This window comes from Sulfurimonas sp. NW7 (assembly GCF_051132265.1).
GTDB classification, from domain to species: Bacteria; Campylobacterota; Campylobacteria; order Campylobacterales; family Sulfurimonadaceae; genus Sulfurimonas; species Sulfurimonas hydrogeniphila.
The window spans coordinates 1,252,343-1,268,900 of record NZ_CP093235.1; the positions used below are offsets into that span (position 1 = coordinate 1,252,343).

The following is a 16,558-nucleotide window of genomic DNA, read 5'->3' on the forward strand; positions in this document are numbered from 1 at the left end:
CTCTTATTTACACTGACTGAGTTTTATGTCTGCAGCTTCTTTTGTTCCGCCCTCTTTTGCATCTGCACCAAGAGAGACCAGTTCCACTTTGCCGTCATTGTTCATATAGATAAAATTTCTCCCCCATGAGTCTTTTGGAATCTCATTGTCTTTAAAATACCCACTCGGTGAGTAGTTGGGATATTTTTGCGGATCCGGGTTTTTTACAAGGGCTTCAAGCCCTTCATCTGTAGTAGGATACCTGCTGTTGTCAATTTTAAACATATCAAGGGCACCATTGTAAATACTCTTCATTTGTACACACACCAGTTTTCTTTTTGCTTCTTCGCCTTTTCCAGTAAGACTTGGCATTATCATGGCTGCCAAAAGTCCCAGGATGACAATAACTATCATTAATTCTATGAGCGTAAAACCACTCTTTGATCTGTTTTTCATGCTTTATTACCTTGTTCTTTTTAATTATTTATTATAGCAAAAAAATGTATTGACTTTTTGCCCTCTTTGACACTGTTGTTCTTTTATCGTAAAAACGTTTCCGTTTTTTCAAAATAGCGTTCAATATTGTCAAAACTGTGGCTTCCGCCCTCTTCTATAATCAGTGTTGCTTTATCAAACTTATCTGCCGCTTCTTTGTAGTTGAGTGTTTCATCTCCCTTTTGGAGCAAAAGCATAAAGTTCTCCTGTTTTGGTTCTTGTACTTCATACTTTTTGAGCATTTGCAGATGAGATTCTTTCCATTCAAAACAGCTGCCGTCATAAAAACTCTGCATAAAACCAAGTGTTTTTTGCAGTGTAATATACGGATAGGTTGAAGGATTTATCAGTACTGCTTTAAGATTATATTTATGTGCAAGATATGTTGCATAGTACCCTCCCAAAGACGAACCCATCAGACTGACTTTTTCTTGTGAATTTTTTATAATTTCTTCCAGTGTCCGTATAGCCAATTCAGGGATATATGACAATGATGGCGCCATAAATTTTTCATTTTTGTTTATAAAATATTCTCTAAAAAGTTTTGCTTTATACCCTTCTCCGCTGCTTGCAAAACCGTGTATATAAATAATCATACTTTGTTACTCTCTTTTATAATTTTTTGCATCTCTTCTCTTCCCATTGCATAAGCTTTGCCAATATCCCGAAATGAAAAAACTTTGATATCCAACAGTTTTTCATTACACAGGTACATGTAACAAAGCTCTTTTTTGCTGACATATTTTGACTGCCATGCTGTATGTATATTCTTTTTAATCCACCCCAGTATGGTTTTTGGCACTTTTTTATATTTTGGAAAAAGATTTATTCCAATGATAGGATAATTGTACTGCTGCAGCCTCTCAACCGGGAAATTGTCTACAAGCCCGCCGTCTACGACAAGTGTTTTGTTGACATACACCGGAGCGAACAAGGGTGCAATAGAGCAGGATGCCAAAACTGCTTCTTTAAGAATTTTGCCACTGTCATAATAAATCGCTTGCTCCTTTTCTACATCACATGCCGTTACATGTAACGGTATCTCAAGTGTTTCAAAACTTTCTTTGTCTATAAGTTTGTCAACAACTGCCGCATTATGATCAAGTTTAAAAAGATAGCCGTTACCCAAAGAGATCTTAAAAACAGAGCGGAACTCTTTTGATTGTATCACCTCAAAAATGTATGCGGCACTCTTGCCGCAGGCAAGGGATGCTCCGATCAGAGCACCTGCGCTTGTACCGCTGACAGCTTTAATCTTGACACCGTTCTCCTGCAGTATGGAAACTATGCCCAAATGGTATGCTCCGCGACCTGCACCTCCGGACAAACAAAGAGTTATTTCTCGCGGAAACTGACAATTTTCCATTCACCCTCCAATGTTTCTAAAATCGCAGTACAGCTCTCAACCCAGTCACCGCAATTTAAATACCTGATGCCTTTTATATAATGCATCTCCGCTTTGTGTATATGGCCGCAAATTGCACCATCATAGTTATTGTGTTTTGCATGTTGCACCAAAACAGCTCCATAATCCAATAAAGCCTCTGCTTTTGAAAAACGTGTTCCCAGATGTATATCCGAAATAAATATAGACCGTACAGCAACAGTAGTAGTTTCGTGCATTTTCAAATACAACCTTTGTTATCTCTCTGTGCAAGTATAATCATTTTATATTACAAAATGGTCACAAGAGAGCCAAAATCTTTTTTTCAACGCAGATCCGTAAAATTTTGCTATAATATTTTCATCTAAAAAGAAGAGAGGTTTAATACCATGGAAATTCGAATATATTTTTGCGCAGTTTTATACAACGAGGACTCTGAAATAATTCAGATATCAGATATTAAACAGCAGGCAAGCAAAGAAGATAAGAATCCGGATGTGATTTCACAGATTCAAAACTCCAAGACAACACTGTCTGCCTTGTATAAAGAAGGATGGAGATTAATAGAAGTTGTTCCTTCCCATGAAACAAACGGGTACAGACTTTTCTTGGAAAAAGAGTAATAATATCTCTTTTTTTGAGATATATTAAATACCAAGTTTGTAGAGTTTCTTTCTCTCACTTGAACCTGCAATATTAAGCTGTTTTCTGTATTTTGCTATCGTACGTCTGACCATTTTTACTTTGAATTTTTCTTCTATCAGAGCTAAAAGCTTCATGTCACTCAAAGGCTTTTCATGGTTTTCATTCTTAATAAGTTCAACGAGAAACTCTTTGATGGCAGCATTACTGACATCTTCATCAATGGCGGTTGTAAAGAACTCTTTCATAGCCAAAACACCTCTGTCGCATGCTATATATTTGTTTGCAATGGCTCGCGAAATAGTTGAGGGGTTATGTCCAAATTCATCAGCCAGAGTTTTAAGTGTCAATGGCATGATTTGTCCGCCTGTAAAAAAATCATACTGGTATTCGACGATCATCAAACCTACTTTGTAAAGTGTTGCTTTTCTCATATCAAGCGCATCCACCAAACTTTTTGCCTCTTTGATTTTTTGTCTTACAAATTCATGCTCAACGCCATAAGAGGTGTCTATGTTTATCACAGGATAGTAGGCATCATTGAGTTTGACTTCTATCTGCTGTTCATCATTAAAATATATCATCAAATCAGGGATGATCTGCGCGGAATCTTCCTGATATTCGATATTTGGCGGATTTTTGAATGTTGACAATACATGCATAACCTCGTTAAAAGACTCTTCTTTGGAGTAGGCATGAATATTTTGCATGTCATTAATGATTTTTACGGCCAGACTATATGCCTGGTCACTGATTTCACTGTTGTCTAGTTGAAACAAAAATGACTCAGCCAAATCTTTAGCACCTATGCCTACGGGTTCTACATGTAAAAAGCGCAGACGAATCTTTTCAAAAGCTTCTCTGTCTATACTGTTTTTTTGGCAAAATTCTTCTGTGTTACCGTCGTAATAGCCATATTCGTCCAAATTTTCGATGACAAACAAAGCTACTTTTTGTGAAACAGGTGTAGGAAACAGCGGCGCACCTATTTGCTCATCTAAAACATCATAAAGTGTTCGACTTTGAATAGTCAGCGCTTCTATCTGCTCTGTTCTGGAGTTGCTCACTCCGCGAGAAATTATTTTTCTTGGAATCTTTTTTTCAAAATCTTCTTCAAAGCCTGATTTCACTTCTATAACAGGATTGGCTTCGACAAAAGGAGTCATAGCTTCACCCAAATCAGAAAGACTTGAATGCAATATGGGAAGCCAGTTACGCAGGGTATTTGAGAGTTTATGTTTTGTTTCAACTCCCTGTGTCTGTCTTAATGCTCCCATATTTTCATGAATTCCTAAAGTTTGAAGCTTTCACCGAGGTAATGCGTACGGACATCTTCATTTTGTCCGATTTCATCACTGGTTCCCTGCGCAAGAAGCTCTCCCGATTTTATAACATAGACTCTGTCGCAAACATCCAGTGTTTCACGCACATTATGGTCTGTTATCAATACACCTATGTCATATGATACAAGCTGATGTATAACTTTTTGTATATCCATAACGGCAATAGGATCAACTCCGGCAAAAGGTTCATCCAGCAACAAAAACTTTGGTTTGTTTACAAGCGCACGGGCAATTTCAACACGGCGACGTTCCCCGCCGCTGAGACTGATTCCCTTTCTGTATCGTATAGGCTCAATATTGAACATATCAAGCAGTTCCACAATGCGTGCTTCTTGTTCTGCTTTACCTTTTATACCGACTTCAGCCGCTATCATTAAATTGTCTTCAACACTCAAATCTTTAAAAATCGAAGCTTCCTGCGGTAAATAACCTATACCTTTGAGTGCTCTTTCATGTAAGGGCATCCCGATAAGATCTTCTCCGTCAAAATAGACTTTCCCCTCTGTTGCTTCTACCAAACCGCAAATCATATAAAAAGTGGTTGTCTTTCCTGCTCCGTTCGGTCCAAGCAGTCCTACAACCTCACCGCTGTTGACTTCAAGACTTATACTTTTTACTATTTCCAAATCTTTAATTTTCTTTTTTAAGTCTGTTGCTTTTAATGTGTGCATATTGTATACTCTCTTGCATCATCTGAAATTTTTTCTATCTCTATTGTCACTGTTTCAATGCCGGCAGAGACTAAAATATCCACCAATTCATCACTTCCCCACTCTATAAAATGCAGACCCGGTTTTTCCAACTCTTCAAGCATTCCCAAAGAGATAAAATGATCAAGCCCGTGATTGTAAATATCATAATGAAATAGTTTTTCCCCATAACATTGCTGCAGTGAAAAAGTAGGCGATGTCACATCTTCACTCAATCCGAGTTTTTTTGCTATATTTTTTACCAAAGTCGTTTTGCCTGCAGCCAAATCGCCTTTTAAAATAATAACACCTTCTTGTAGTTGACTCATAATTCTGTCTGCCAAAGAGTCTAACTCTTCCAGTCTATATGTATATGTTTTTTTCATAACTTGTTTGATGTTTCTATGATTTGTTTTAATTTTACTTTCGGTCTTGCTTTTGCAAGGGCTTCTCTTGCCATTTCCAGTCCATCTTGTATATCTCGGGCCAAATCTCCTACCATCAACGATGCTGCAGTATTTATAAGCACTATATCACGCTGGGCATCTGTTGCTTTTTCATCAAAAACAGCTCGTAAAATATTTGCATTTTTGAGTGCATCGCCACCCATTATGGCTTCTAGCGGTGCTTTTTTAATACCATACTCCTGCGGATCAATAATAAACTCTCGTGTCTTGCCGTCTTGCAGTAAAGCCGCATAGGTCACATCACTGATGCTTATTTCGTCCATTCCTTCGTTTGAGCTGACAACCAAAGCCGATGTAGCTCCGTTTATCTGAAGTGCTTCTGCCATTTTTGGTACAAAAGCTTTGTCAAATACACCCAGCATTGATTTTTTCACACCGGCAGGGTTTGTCAAAGGTCCGAGTATGTTAAATATGGTTTTATCAGGGATGCTTTTACGTACCGGTACGATGAATTTCATGGCCGGATGATGATTTTGTGCAAACATAAAAGTAAAACCTGTCTCTTCAAGAAGTTTTGCACTCTGCTCAATACTCAAGTCAAGCCGAACACCCAGTGCTTCAAACATATCGGCACTGCCGCTTTTTGAAGTGATAGAACGACTTCCGTGCTTTGCAACGGTTGCCCCGCAAGAAGCAGCAAGCAGCGCTACTGTTGAGGAGATGTTGAAACTGCCTATTTTGTCACCGCCTGTTCCGACAATATCAAGCGCATTTTCTCTGAGTTCATCAGAAACAGGCAAAGCAACGGCAAAACTGCGCATAACCTGTGCAGCAGCGGCAATCACTTCCACAGGAGTACTTGCATCAAGTCGTATACTGAGTAAAAACTCACGCATCTGTGCATCACTCATTTCATGTTGAAAAAGTGAAGTAAATTTGACTAAAGCTTCCTCATATGTCATGAAATCTCCTTTATATACTGATCTTGCAGAGATTTTGGCGTTGATTTTGTTGTAGGAATTTGCAGCACTTCATACTTTTTTGATTCATTAAGATAGTTTACAGTAATAATGCTGCCGACTTCCACATTTTTACTCGCCTTTGCAACCACACCGTTTATCTCTACTACTCCGTTACTAATCATATCCTGTGCAACAGAACGTCTTTTTGTAATATTTACCGAATTTAAAAATTTATCTATTCTCATTTTTTATCTTTATTGTTTTTTTACTCATTTATAGTTTGTTTATTGTAGACAAATCAAACTGAAAATAATGTAAGAGAAGAAAGAAGTTGGAACATTTTTTGCATTATTAATTATTTCGCATCAGTTTTTCAAAATCTTCGCTTAACAGCGGTTTGGAAAAAAGATATCCCTGATACAAATCACACTCTATTTTTTCCAAAAAGTCTCTTTGTTCCTGTGTTTCAACACCTTCGGCTACTGTTGTGAGATGCAGATTTTTTGAAATATCAATAATACTCTTCACTAAAGATGCCTGTTGCCTGTTGTCAAGTTCTGCTATAAAAGACTGATCTATTTTTAACTCAGTTACGGGAATATCACGGATATAGCTTAATGATGAATAACCCGTACCAAAATCATCTATAGAAAAATGGATATTGTGTTTTTTGAGCGCATTGATTGTGACAATCAGTCTTTTTAAGTCCTGAGATGTACTCGTTTCAGTAATTTCAAAAATCAGTTTTGTATGAAAGCCGGACACATTGTACTGACGAAGAAGACGTTCAACTATAGCAATAAAATCTTTGTTTAAAAGCTGCCTTACACTAATGTTAATCGACATTTGATGCAGATGCATTCCGATACTTTCCCATCTTTGCAGAGTTTTTATAGCTTCTTCCAAAATATATTCTCCTAACTCTATAATATAACCGGTACTCTCAGCAACGCCGATAAACACTTCAGGACTCACCTGACCGAGTGTGGCACTTTTCCACCTTGCAAGCACTTCACAGCCGATAATTTTATTTTTACAGCTTATTTGGGGTTGGTATTGCAGATATATTTCATTTTTTTCTATGGCAAAATGCAGCAGTCTTTCTACATGTAATTTATTTTCTATAATTTTGCACAGTGCATCATTAAATATGACAACATCATCTCTGCCCGCACTTTTAACTTCATACATTGCAATGTCTGCTTCTTTTAAAAAATCATGGGCATTGAGTTTTGGGTTGTTTATGATACTCACCCCTATACTTGCACTAATGTGAAGCGTGCTGTCTTCTATAAAATAGGTCTCTTTTATTGTGTGTAGAATTTTATTTGAAAATTCTTTTGCCTGCGCAAGGCATTTCTCTTTCGTCTCAAGTGCATCGCTTAAAATACAAAATTCATCTCCACCCAATCTGGCAACGATGTTACTGTATTTGTCAGCCAACTGTGTCAAACGCTCTGAAACTTCAACAAGAAGTTTATCTCCGATATCATGTCCAAGGGTATCGTTGATTGTTTTAAAATAATCCAAATCTATTAAAAGCAAATAGGTATATCTGTTTTTGTTCTCCCTAACAGAACTGTCCAGATACTCTATAAAATAACGTCTGTTTCCAAGTCCTGTCAAATAATCATGATATGCCTGAAACCTGCTTTTTAACAAATAGGCATGTGTATTTTTTGCAGCATATAAAAGAACCATACTCAACACAACAGTGAAAAATGCAAGAATATACGAATAAAGTTCTCCAATTGCTATGAAGTAGACAACAAGCGGAAGCATTAAAAACGAAACTGTTGCTACTACCAGCTTTTTCTGTGAAGCTAAAATAGTTGCCGCGACTACCGCACTGCCGAGTTGTGTTGCAATAGCTATATAATGTGCACTGATGGCATCTTTTGAAATATAGTATAAAAACATTATTGTCCATAAGGAAAAATATATAAACATAAAATATTTTACTTTTTCAAGCCATCTGTCTTTTTGTGATATAGTCATCTTTCTCGAATAATTTCTATACAGCTTCCATCCCCAGACTGAAAGCAGTAAAAAAAGGACAAACCAAAGTATTTCGACAATAATTGAAGAGTAAAGATATCCCATGACTATATATCCGGGACCTGTTCCTAAAAACAATAAAATAACAACAAGTATCTGCTTATGCATAAAATTATAAAAACTAATATTATCATTCGTTGTCAAAACATATCTCTCTTTGCAGGTTTCTTATCATTTTATCTAATAAAAGTGTATAATTCAAGAATGCTAACCTTTACACATCAAACTATGACACAAATCACAAAAGTATTACAAAATTACATCAATACAATGCAGGGAAAAGAGATAATTTCATTTCAAATACTTAATCCTGACATTGCGACTTCGTTGTATAACGGCACACGCATTACATGTAACGGACAAGAGTATATTTACCGTGGCTATAAAAGCTGGATTGATTTGGCACATTTGCTTAAATGCAGAATGCTGACACCGAAAATTGCTGATGAACACACCGTAATTATGCGTTATGAAAAACTTGATGAAGACAGCACCTTTCATAAAAACATCACAGACAAAGAAGAAAAATACGGAGAAAATTCCATTTTCGGAAAAATTCACAAAAATGAAGAGGCTTCTTTTATTTACAGTTACACACAGGCATTAAAAAATGTACACCTGAACAAAAGAAAACGTATTTTGAATCTCGGGGTCAACAGTGGAGACGAGTTTGAAGTTATCGCCTCTTTGGCAGACAACTTTGCAGAGCTTGACCTTGTCGGCATCGACTACTGCGAGTCTGCCGTAGACGCGGCAAAAAAGAAGTTTAAAAACTTTGCCAACATCTCTTTACATGTAGCCGATATCAACAGTCTCAATGCACTTGATTTGGGAAAATTTGACCTCATCATCAGTATAGGCACACTGCAAAGCTCAAATTTGGAGTTTAACAAAACACTCATGTCCATAGTCCAAAACCATCTCAAAAAAGAGGGAGCTATGATACTCGGTTTTCCAAACTGCCGCTGGATAGACGGGGAAATGATTTATGGGGCCAGAGTCAAAAACTATGCTTTTTCAGAAATGGGACTGCTTTACAAGGATGTCATCTTTGCAAAAAAATACCTGCAGCAAAAAAAGTTTCGCGTCACTGTTACGGGCAAAGACTATATATTTGTAACGGCTACATCCATTCGCAAAGATTAAGAAGCAAATCCTGATGCAAAGGTATCTTTTGCAACCACTATCTGTTTTTGCCGCTCTTTGCGTTTTGTATCTTTTTCTACAAAAATTTTCTTGCGTGTTTTAGGGTCCAGTTCAGTATAATACATTACAGCAGAATAGGTACCTGGAGTCGGAGTAAAGACCTGTGCCTGTTCAGGATTCATTTGCAACTCTTCTGTGGTAAAACGCTTCAACTCGTGCATGTCTTTCTCCTCACATCCCGGATGGGCTGCAATGAGATAATAGGTCAAAAACTGCTTTTTACCGGACTCTTTGTTGAGTTTGTCGTAGAGTTTTTTAAAATCTATAAGCGTCTGTTTTCCCGGTTTTCCCATAAGTTCAAGTACATGCTGCTGCGTATGTTCCGGAGCTACTTTCATCTGTCCTGATATATGATGTTCGACCATCTCTTTGAGGTAACTGTATCCGTGCTGTTTATCCTCTGTAATCAAATCATATCGGACACCCGAAGCCACAAACGCTTTTCGCACACCCTCCACCTGACGAACCTGGCGTAAAAGATTTATGTTGCGGGAGTGGTCAACCTTCATCGACTTGCATAAATGGCTGGCATCGACACAACGCTGATGGTCACAGGTACCGAGTTTGAGCTTTTTATTGCACTCATATCCGTACATATTTGCCGTAGGTCCGCCGACATCGGAAATAATGCCTTTATAATCTTTGTATTTGTTAAAATCTTTTGCTTCAGACAAAATATTTTTCTCAGACCGTGTCCTAATTGTCCGCCCCTGATGCACACCGATAGCACAAAAGTTACACTCTCCCCAACAGCCGTGATGCGTCATGATGGAAAACTTAATCGTCTCCAGACATTTCACTTTCCCTTCTTTGGCATAGTAAGGGTGCAGCTCTCTTGTAAAAGGCAGGTTGGAGTTTGCATCCATCTCCTCTTCATTCAGGTAGTCACAGGGAGGGTTTTGAATGAGATACCGGCTGTCTACCGGCTGACAGAGTCCTTTTGCCGCTATAGGGTCATTATTGTCATAAAAGAGATCAAAAAGGTCTATATATTTCTCTTTGTCATCCAAACACTCTTGGTGCGAAGGGAGCTGAATAAACTCATAAACCGGCTCTTTGGATATATAACAGATACCCCGTATATCTCTGTAATCCCTCTTTTCATCTATGGCACGGGTTAACTGCTCAAGGGCTATTTCCCCCATACCGTAAATCATCACATCCGCCTTAGAATCAAACAAAACAGGCTTTTTGAGTTTGTTGGACCAGTAATCATAATGACTTACACGTCGCAAAGAGGCTTCAATACCTCCCAAAACGATAGGCACAGTATTTTTAAAATAACGCCGTATCAGATTTGTATAAACCAAAACTGCTCTGTCTGGTCTTTTGTTGTTTTTTCCGCCCGGAGTATAATCATCGGAATTTCGAAACTTTTTGGTGGCTGTATAGTTTGAAACCATACTGTCGACGCTGCCACCACTGACACCCCAGTACAAACGAGGCTCACCCAAACGCATAATATCATCAGGTCTGTCAATGTCCGGCTGTCCTATCATTCCGACTCTGTATCCCATTCTCTCAAGCATACGCCCGACCATAGCAACACCGATAAAAGGAGAGTCTATATAGGCATCCCCGCTGACTAAAATAACATCACAATAATCCCAGCCTTTGGCATCCATTTCCGCCCGTGTTGTCGGCAGAAAATCTTTTTCGCTGAAAGTGACGGTATCTCTTTTTGGATTGTTGTGTTTGTTTTTATGTCGTCTGCTCAAAATATATAGCCCTTTAAAATCTGAAGTATTATACTAATAATACACTATTTACACAAAAGAAAAGATTATTGAATGTTAACATTGAGCTAATGTGCTTTAGTATATACTTTGCCTATGGCAAAAATATTATTATTAGAAGATGATGAAGTATTATCTGAAACCTTAATTGAACTGTTGGAAAATGAAGCATTTGAAGTGTTACATGTAAAGGACGGGGAAGCAGCTCTGGATGCGACTTTTGAAAACAAATTCACTCTGATGCTTTTGGATGTCAATGTCCCCTTGCTTAACGGTTTTGAGTTTTTAAAAAGTTTACGCCAAAGCGGAGATATGACACCGGCTGTTTTCCTTACTTCTTTAAGTGATGTCGCCTCTTTGGCAAACGGCTTTGATGTCGGTGCGGATGACTACATCAAAAAGCCCTTTGATTTTGATGAACTCCTCATACGCATACATGCTCTTTTGAAAAAAGCCTATCATACCTATCAGAATGAATTACGGGTCAATGACTTTCGCTTTGTAATCGACAAAGACGAACTTTACAATCAATCAAAATTCATACCGCTTTCTCCTTATGAACTGCAGATTACAAAGCTGTTTTTTCAAAACCTCAACAAAACAGTCCAAAAAGAGCTTATACTCGAAGCACTCAACGGGAACAAAGAGATGAGCGAGGGAGCCTTGCGTGTACACATTAACAAACTTCGCAAAATCGGTCTCCCAATTACAACGATAAAAGGGATAGGATACCGTCTTGCATCATCATGAAAAACTGGCATTTTTAAAATTTTTTCTTATTTACTTTATCAGCACTGCCCTGCTTATTTTAATTGCCGGATATTTTTATTTTCAACAGACAAAAAACCATTTTTTAAAAGAAGAGGAATTTTCACTTATTGAGTACGCCAGACATATTAAAATGGGTACTTCAATAGATGAATACAACAAAGATTTTCATCATGCTTTTGTCAAAGTACCCAAACATGTTGATATTAGAAATTTCACTATAGGAGAAAAAGAATTTTCCAAACTGCTGCCTATGAACAGGCGTGGAAAATATCTACAAGTATTTAAGTCAAAACACAGCTTTGATCAAAGATTATCCAACTTCAAAAAAAAAGTTCTGTCCATACAGTTTTTATTGCTTCTTATTTTTGCATATATTAGCTACAAGCTTGCAAAAAATGCTTTAAAGCCTTTACGCGAAAGTATCATAACTCTTGATAAATTTGCAAAAGATTTAATTCATGACTTAAATACGCCTGTCACCTCTATGCAACTCAATATGAAACTCATCGAAAAAATTCCGCAATTACAAAATACAAAAGCACTAATAAGGTTAAAAAAGAGTATCAACAATATTTCAGAACTCCATGAAAACCTAACAATACTGCTTCAGGAAGAAACTTTTCAGATACAAAATCAAAATATATGCCCTATTATTCAAGAAGTTGTTGAAATCCAAAAAGCCCTTTATCCCAATATCACTTTTCACATTCAATGCAACATACTCAAAGCAAAAATAAATACACAGGCTATGAAACAAATTCTGCAAAACATTATTTCAAATGCCTGTAAATACAACAGTTCCAATGGATATATAAAGATTTATAACAATAAGAATGCTTTATATATAGAAGACAACGGCAAAGGAATCAAAGAACCGGAAAAAATATTTGAACGCTCCTACAGTGATGAAAACAGCAGTGGTCTTGGGCTTGATATCGTAAAAAGACTGGCATATGCTATGGATATAAAAATAGTTGTGCAAAAAAACGAGCCTGCAGGTACACGCTTTGTTTTAACTCTGCCTTAAGAACTTGTATATCCTAAAACATACTCCAGTTCATATATGTTATTGACAATATACTCAAAATCACTGTAATTTTCCTCATCTGAGACTATCAGCAGTTCATCACCGATTTGCAGATTCATTCTTGCATCAGGCATCAAGTATATGTTATCCCCTCTTTTGAGCAGCAAAAAAACTACATGTAACATCTCATTTCTGTCAGCACGGGATCTTCTTAAATCTGCAAGGCTTATATTTTCACCTTTTTCAAGCCTTAATGTCAGTGCATACGCATTTGCATCATTCAGTACAGTTTCAAAGTACATTGGATTCATCCCTGTGATATTATTAAGCATATAGACAATGATTCTTGCCCATTCATCATCTTTTTTGCGTGCTTCTTGTATAAACAGGTCAGCCAGAGGTCTTGCTATATAGCTGTATGTTGCATCAGCCAGTATCTTCTCTACAATATATATTTTATTGATTTTAGATGCCTGAAATATATTTAAATCGTCTAAGGAATTTTCACGGGCCATTGTAAATATTTTCGGATTCAACTGTTTCGCCTTGTTTAAAATAGTAAGGTTCAGCAAATCATTTTGTGTTGCGGCTATAATGCAGGCACTCTCTTTGACACCGAGTTCAATCAGTCTGTGTATATCTTCATCATCCCCGAAAATGGTTGTATTTTTCTCTTCTATGTAGCGCTGTGAATCAAAATCTTCAATCACATACTCTATACCGGCCTTTTGCAATCCTTCTTGAATCGCTTTGCCCATTCTTCCTTTACCGTATATAATGTATTTTCCAAGAGGGAACTGGTCTCTTTTTTTCAGTTTGAGTATGTGTCCGTACATCCACATCTCCAAAAGCCAGATATAGGGTGCTGTTATACCATAGTAGATGCGTTTTGATATAATATCAAAAGGATTTTTCACATGTTTCAAATTCATACTTCGAAAGTGTTCAAGCTGAGCCTTTGAAGTTGCCTTGACAATAATATCAATTTTTTTATTGAGCAGTTTGCTGATGGTGGCTATTTTTGAATTTACCATATCATCTTCAAAAAGAGAGATTATACCTGCACAGTTTTTTTGATGGATTCCTGCAATTTTAAGCATTTTTTGATTTGTTGCATCGCCTACAAATCCAGGAACATTTGGATAAAAATTTTCCAATATCAACTCGTCTATCTTCTCTTCGTCTTTATCTAAAACAACGAGCCTGTAGTCATGTCCGTTGAGTCTGTCAATAATACTTTTTGTTATCCCGTTATATCCGAGAATAATATAAAAGGGTTTGTTGATATTTCTTACATGATTTCTGAACGAGTTCCTGTTTAATGCTTTTTTCAGTGCCTCATCCTGTATCAGAGAAACTATCGCTCCTATCCCGTAAAACCATCCTATCACTGTAAAATAGATAGAAAAACTCACCCACATCCGCTGTTCGTAGTTGAAAGTATACGGAGCCTCTCCAAAACCGATAGTACTTGCCATATAGGTTACAAAATAAAAGGCATCAAAAAAAGTCATCTGATAAGGGTCGCCGTTGTTGTCTGTCCCCTGAATCAGCACTAACCCGAGTATGGATATGGCAAAAGTAATGATAATGACTAAAAAAGGTGTCCTTAACCTTTTAAGAACAATCCATACAATCTGTTCATTCATATCTTGCTATCTTTTTGACTTGAGTGTATCGCCAACAAAGAGTATAACCGAGACTATATTTGCCAGGAGTGCTCCGCCTGAGAGCGAGACAATCGCTGTTGCGGCCTCTATATTCACATCACCAATTACATATATTGCAAAAGCCCAGACAGTCGCAGATGCGATAAGCTGAATATCTGCTACAATACTTGTTGCCAGTAAAACCGCCCCCAGCTGTGTTCTGTCCCCCAGTTTGAGTACTGTGGCTATCAGATTGACAATAATCGCGGCAAAAAGCTCGTAAGAACTGTGCTGTTCAAGTACGGTAGGCTCTCCGTAAAAAAAACCGAAATTGACCGTCATGGCCAAGATAAAAAATGACCCGGATATAATTTTATGCATATTCATTGCTTTATTCTCCAAAATAAAAAAGACACCTAAGCGTGCTTCTAAAATTCTACTCTTATTAAAATTAATTGTATATTTAATCACTCTACATTTTACATTAAAGAAATACTCTGTATAATAAAATAACAAATAAAGATAAAAGATGAACTATGACAGATATTACCTACCCTTATGAAAATATGCAGGACTACACACTGCCAAGTTTGCTAAAACGGTCAGTTGAGCTGTACGGACCGAAAAAAGTATTGTCTAAAGTTGACCAGGACCCTATGAGCTATGAAGAGTTACATGAAAATGTACATGCCATGATCAAACTTTTAAAGAAAAACGGTGTCAGAAAAGGCGATAAAGTTGCCCTGCTGAGTGAAAATATGCCTAACTGGGCTGTTGCATATTTTTCTGTTACCTATTTTGGCGGTGTCATCGTTCCCATACTTCCTGATTTTCATCCCTCTGATGTCCAGCACATTATCAGACACTCTGAGGCAAAAGCTGTTTTTGTATCACAAAAGCATCTTCAAACCATAGAAGAGCTGGATAATTCCAATATGAAGTTTGTTATAAAGCTTGATGATTTAACACTCATAGATGAATTGAAAAATCACAGTTACATCGCAAAACTGACACAGAAAATGGCTTCCAAAGAACTTCCAAGACCAAAAGAAGATGATATGGCGGCACTTTTGTATACGTCAGGCACGACAGGACACTCAAAAGGAGTGATGCTCTCACACAAAAACCTTGTTACCAATGCAATGAGTGCCTATAAAAACGTAACTATTTTACCCGAAGATACTTTTCTTTCCATTTTACCTTTGGCACATACTCTCGAGTGTACTGTCGGCATGATACTGCCGATTTTACATGGTGCGGACATTGTATATCTCGACAAAGCACCCACTCCGAATGTCCTTATAAAAGCCTTTGCCAGCGTCAGACCGACTATGATGCTCAGTGTGCCTCTAATCATAGAAAAAATATATAAAAATAAAATATTGCCAAAATTTACCGGTTCGTTTATTATGAAAACACTCTACTCCATCCCTTTTATACGCAAACTGCTCAATAAAGTTGCCGGAAAAAAATTAATCGAAACATTCGGAGGCCGGATCAAATTTTTCGGTATAGGCGGTGCAGCACTCTCTCCCTATGTAGAAAAATTTTTGGCAGAAGCCAACTTTCCATACATTGTAGGCTATGGACTCACCGAAACATCTCCACTTATAGCGGGAGGAAGAATCGGCTACCCGATCAAGATAGGCTCTACCGGCTTGCCGATGGTCGGAGTCGAAGTGCAGATAAAAGATCCCAACCCGCAAAACGGTGAAGGGGAGATTATAACCAGATCACCCAGTGTAATGATAGGCTATTACAAAGATGAAGAGCAGACAAAAGAGGTTATCAAAGATGGCTGGTTTTATACCGGAGACTTGGGTTACATAGATGAAGACGGGTATCTCTTTATCAGCGGAAGAAGTAAAAATGTCATTATCGGTCCCGGTGGAGAAAACATATATCCAGAACAGATAGAGGCTATCATCAATCAACATGAGGCGGTTCTTGATTCCCTTGTGATGGAAAAAGACGGAAAACTGGTTGCAAGAGTACACCTGGACTATGAACTTATAGATAAAATGTTTAATGCTCATAATATGCCGGAAAATGAAGTCAGAGAAAAAATTGCAGATTACCTGGAAAATATGAGAATAGAGGTCAATGCACAGTTGGCCTCATTTTCAAAAATTCAAAAATTTATAGAACAGATTGAGCCTTTTGTAAAAACACCGACAAAAAAAATAAAAAGATACCTTTATACAGAATAG

At 37.5% G+C, this 16,558-nt stretch carries 18 protein-coding genes; 5 read left to right on the plus strand and 13 right to left on the minus strand.

All coding sequences use genetic code 11. The features are described 5' to 3' along the window. Nucleotides 1–3: 3 nt before the first annotated feature. From gspG to MLC35_RS06575, 4 genes are all read right to left on the minus strand, one after another. Nucleotides 4–435, minus strand: a complete 432-nt coding sequence (gspG, locus tag MLC35_RS06560) for a type II secretion system major pseudopilin GspG (RefSeq protein ID WP_151900226.1) — start codon at nucleotides 433–435, stop codon at nucleotides 4–6. An 83-nt stretch (nucleotides 436–518) separates the two neighbouring features. Further along, nucleotides 519–1,070 carry a YqiA/YcfP family alpha/beta fold hydrolase gene (locus tag MLC35_RS06565; RefSeq protein ID WP_418640368.1) on the minus strand — a complete coding sequence of 184 codons (552 nt, stop codon included), beginning with the start codon at nucleotides 1,068–1,070 and terminating at the stop codon, nucleotides 519–521. Further along, entirely contained in the window at nucleotides 1,067–1,840 is a 774-nt protein-coding gene (locus tag MLC35_RS06570; protein WP_434636257.1) for a patatin-like phospholipase family protein, read from the minus strand. The genes MLC35_RS06565 and MLC35_RS06570 overlap by 4 nt, the downstream gene beginning before the upstream one ends. After that, nucleotides 1,810–2,097, minus strand: coding sequence for a hypothetical protein (locus MLC35_RS06575; RefSeq protein ID WP_346388816.1), 288 nt, complete (start codon nucleotides 2,095–2,097; stop codon nucleotides 1,810–1,812). The genes MLC35_RS06570 and MLC35_RS06575 overlap by 31 nt, the downstream gene beginning before the upstream one ends. A gap of 150 nt (nucleotides 2,098–2,247) precedes the next feature. On the opposite strand from MLC35_RS06575, the gene MLC35_RS06580 reads away from it, so the two are divergent. Further along, nucleotides 2,248–2,481 (plus strand): hypothetical protein, encoded by a 234-nt coding sequence (locus tag MLC35_RS06580; protein WP_151900223.1) that lies wholly within the window; start codon nucleotides 2,248–2,250, stop codon nucleotides 2,479–2,481. A gap of 24 nt (nucleotides 2,482–2,505) precedes the next feature. Here the strand turns inward: MLC35_RS06580 and MLC35_RS06585 are convergent, their stop codons facing one another. The 6 genes from MLC35_RS06585 to MLC35_RS06610 all read right to left on the minus strand — a co-directional run bounded on the left by MLC35_RS06585 (nucleotide 2,506) and on the right by MLC35_RS06610 (nucleotide 8,103). Beyond that, nucleotides 2,506–3,777, minus strand: coding sequence for an RNA polymerase factor sigma-54 (locus MLC35_RS06585; RefSeq protein ID WP_434636260.1), 1,272 nt, complete (start codon nucleotides 3,775–3,777; stop codon nucleotides 2,506–2,508). Between the two features lie 14 nt (nucleotides 3,778–3,791). Further along, nucleotides 3,792–4,514: an LPS export ABC transporter ATP-binding protein gene (gene lptB / locus MLC35_RS06590; protein ID WP_151900221.1), complete on the minus strand. Its 723-nt coding sequence runs from the start codon at nucleotides 4,512–4,514 to the stop codon at nucleotides 3,792–3,794. Then, on the minus strand, nucleotides 4,502–4,918 hold the full coding sequence (gene tsaE / locus MLC35_RS06595) for a tRNA (adenosine(37)-N6)-threonylcarbamoyltransferase complex ATPase subunit type 1 TsaE (RefSeq protein ID WP_151900220.1): 417 nt from the start codon (nucleotides 4,916–4,918) through the stop codon (nucleotides 4,502–4,504). The genes lptB and tsaE overlap by 13 nt, the downstream gene beginning before the upstream one ends. Further along, complete coding sequence (trpD, locus tag MLC35_RS06600; protein ID WP_151900219.1) at nucleotides 4,915–5,901, minus strand: anthranilate phosphoribosyltransferase; 987 nt, start codon at nucleotides 5,899–5,901, stop codon at nucleotides 4,915–4,917. Before trpD ends, tsaE begins: the two co-directional genes overlap by 4 nt. Next, nucleotides 5,898–6,146 (minus strand): RNA-binding S4 domain-containing protein, encoded by a 249-nt coding sequence (locus MLC35_RS06605; RefSeq protein ID WP_151900218.1) that lies wholly within the window; start codon nucleotides 6,144–6,146, stop codon nucleotides 5,898–5,900. The genes trpD and MLC35_RS06605 overlap by 4 nt, the downstream gene beginning before the upstream one ends. A gap of 106 nt (nucleotides 6,147–6,252) precedes the next feature. Then, nucleotides 6,253–8,103: an EAL domain-containing protein gene (locus tag MLC35_RS06610; protein ID WP_434636263.1), complete on the minus strand. Its 1,851-nt coding sequence runs from the start codon at nucleotides 8,101–8,103 to the stop codon at nucleotides 6,253–6,255. 60 nt (nucleotides 8,104–8,163) lie between these two features. Here MLC35_RS06610 and MLC35_RS06615 point away from each other — a divergent pair, with 60 nt between their 5' ends. Continuing rightward, nucleotides 8,164–9,105, plus strand: coding sequence for a class I SAM-dependent methyltransferase (locus MLC35_RS06615; RefSeq protein WP_151900217.1), 942 nt, complete (start codon nucleotides 8,164–8,166; stop codon nucleotides 9,103–9,105). On the opposite strand, the gene MLC35_RS06620 is transcribed toward MLC35_RS06615, so the two are convergent. Beyond that, nucleotides 9,102–10,790: a YgiQ family radical SAM protein gene (locus MLC35_RS06620; RefSeq protein ID WP_151901510.1), complete on the minus strand. Its 1,689-nt coding sequence runs from the start codon at nucleotides 10,788–10,790 to the stop codon at nucleotides 9,102–9,104. The two genes, MLC35_RS06615 and MLC35_RS06620, sit on opposite strands and share 4 nt — an antisense overlap. Before the next feature lie 207 nt (nucleotides 10,791–10,997). On the opposite strand from MLC35_RS06620, the gene MLC35_RS06625 reads away from it, so the two are divergent. Both MLC35_RS06625 and MLC35_RS06630 read left to right on the plus strand, forming a co-directional pair. After that, nucleotides 10,998–11,651: a response regulator transcription factor gene (locus tag MLC35_RS06625; protein WP_346388819.1), complete on the plus strand. Its 654-nt coding sequence runs from the start codon at nucleotides 10,998–11,000 to the stop codon at nucleotides 11,649–11,651. Beyond that, nucleotides 11,638–12,699, plus strand: coding sequence for a sensor histidine kinase (locus MLC35_RS06630; RefSeq protein ID WP_346388820.1), 1,062 nt, complete (start codon nucleotides 11,638–11,640; stop codon nucleotides 12,697–12,699). The genes MLC35_RS06625 and MLC35_RS06630 overlap by 14 nt, the downstream gene beginning before the upstream one ends. Here the strand turns inward: MLC35_RS06630 and MLC35_RS06635 are convergent. Beyond that, on the minus strand, nucleotides 12,696–14,348 hold the full coding sequence (locus MLC35_RS06635; RefSeq protein ID WP_151900214.1) for an NAD-binding protein: 1,653 nt from the start codon (nucleotides 14,346–14,348) through the stop codon (nucleotides 12,696–12,698). The genes MLC35_RS06630 and MLC35_RS06635 overlap by 4 nt on opposite strands. A 6-nt stretch (nucleotides 14,349–14,354) precedes the next feature. Then, nucleotides 14,355–14,735: a DUF6394 family protein gene (locus MLC35_RS06640; protein ID WP_151900213.1), complete on the minus strand. Its 381-nt coding sequence runs from the start codon at nucleotides 14,733–14,735 to the stop codon at nucleotides 14,355–14,357. A 149-nt stretch (nucleotides 14,736–14,884) separates the two neighbouring features. Here MLC35_RS06640 and MLC35_RS06645 point away from each other — a divergent pair, with 149 nt between their 5' ends. Next, entirely contained in the window at nucleotides 14,885–16,558 is a 1,674-nt protein-coding gene (locus MLC35_RS06645; protein WP_434636266.1) for an AMP-binding protein, read from the plus strand.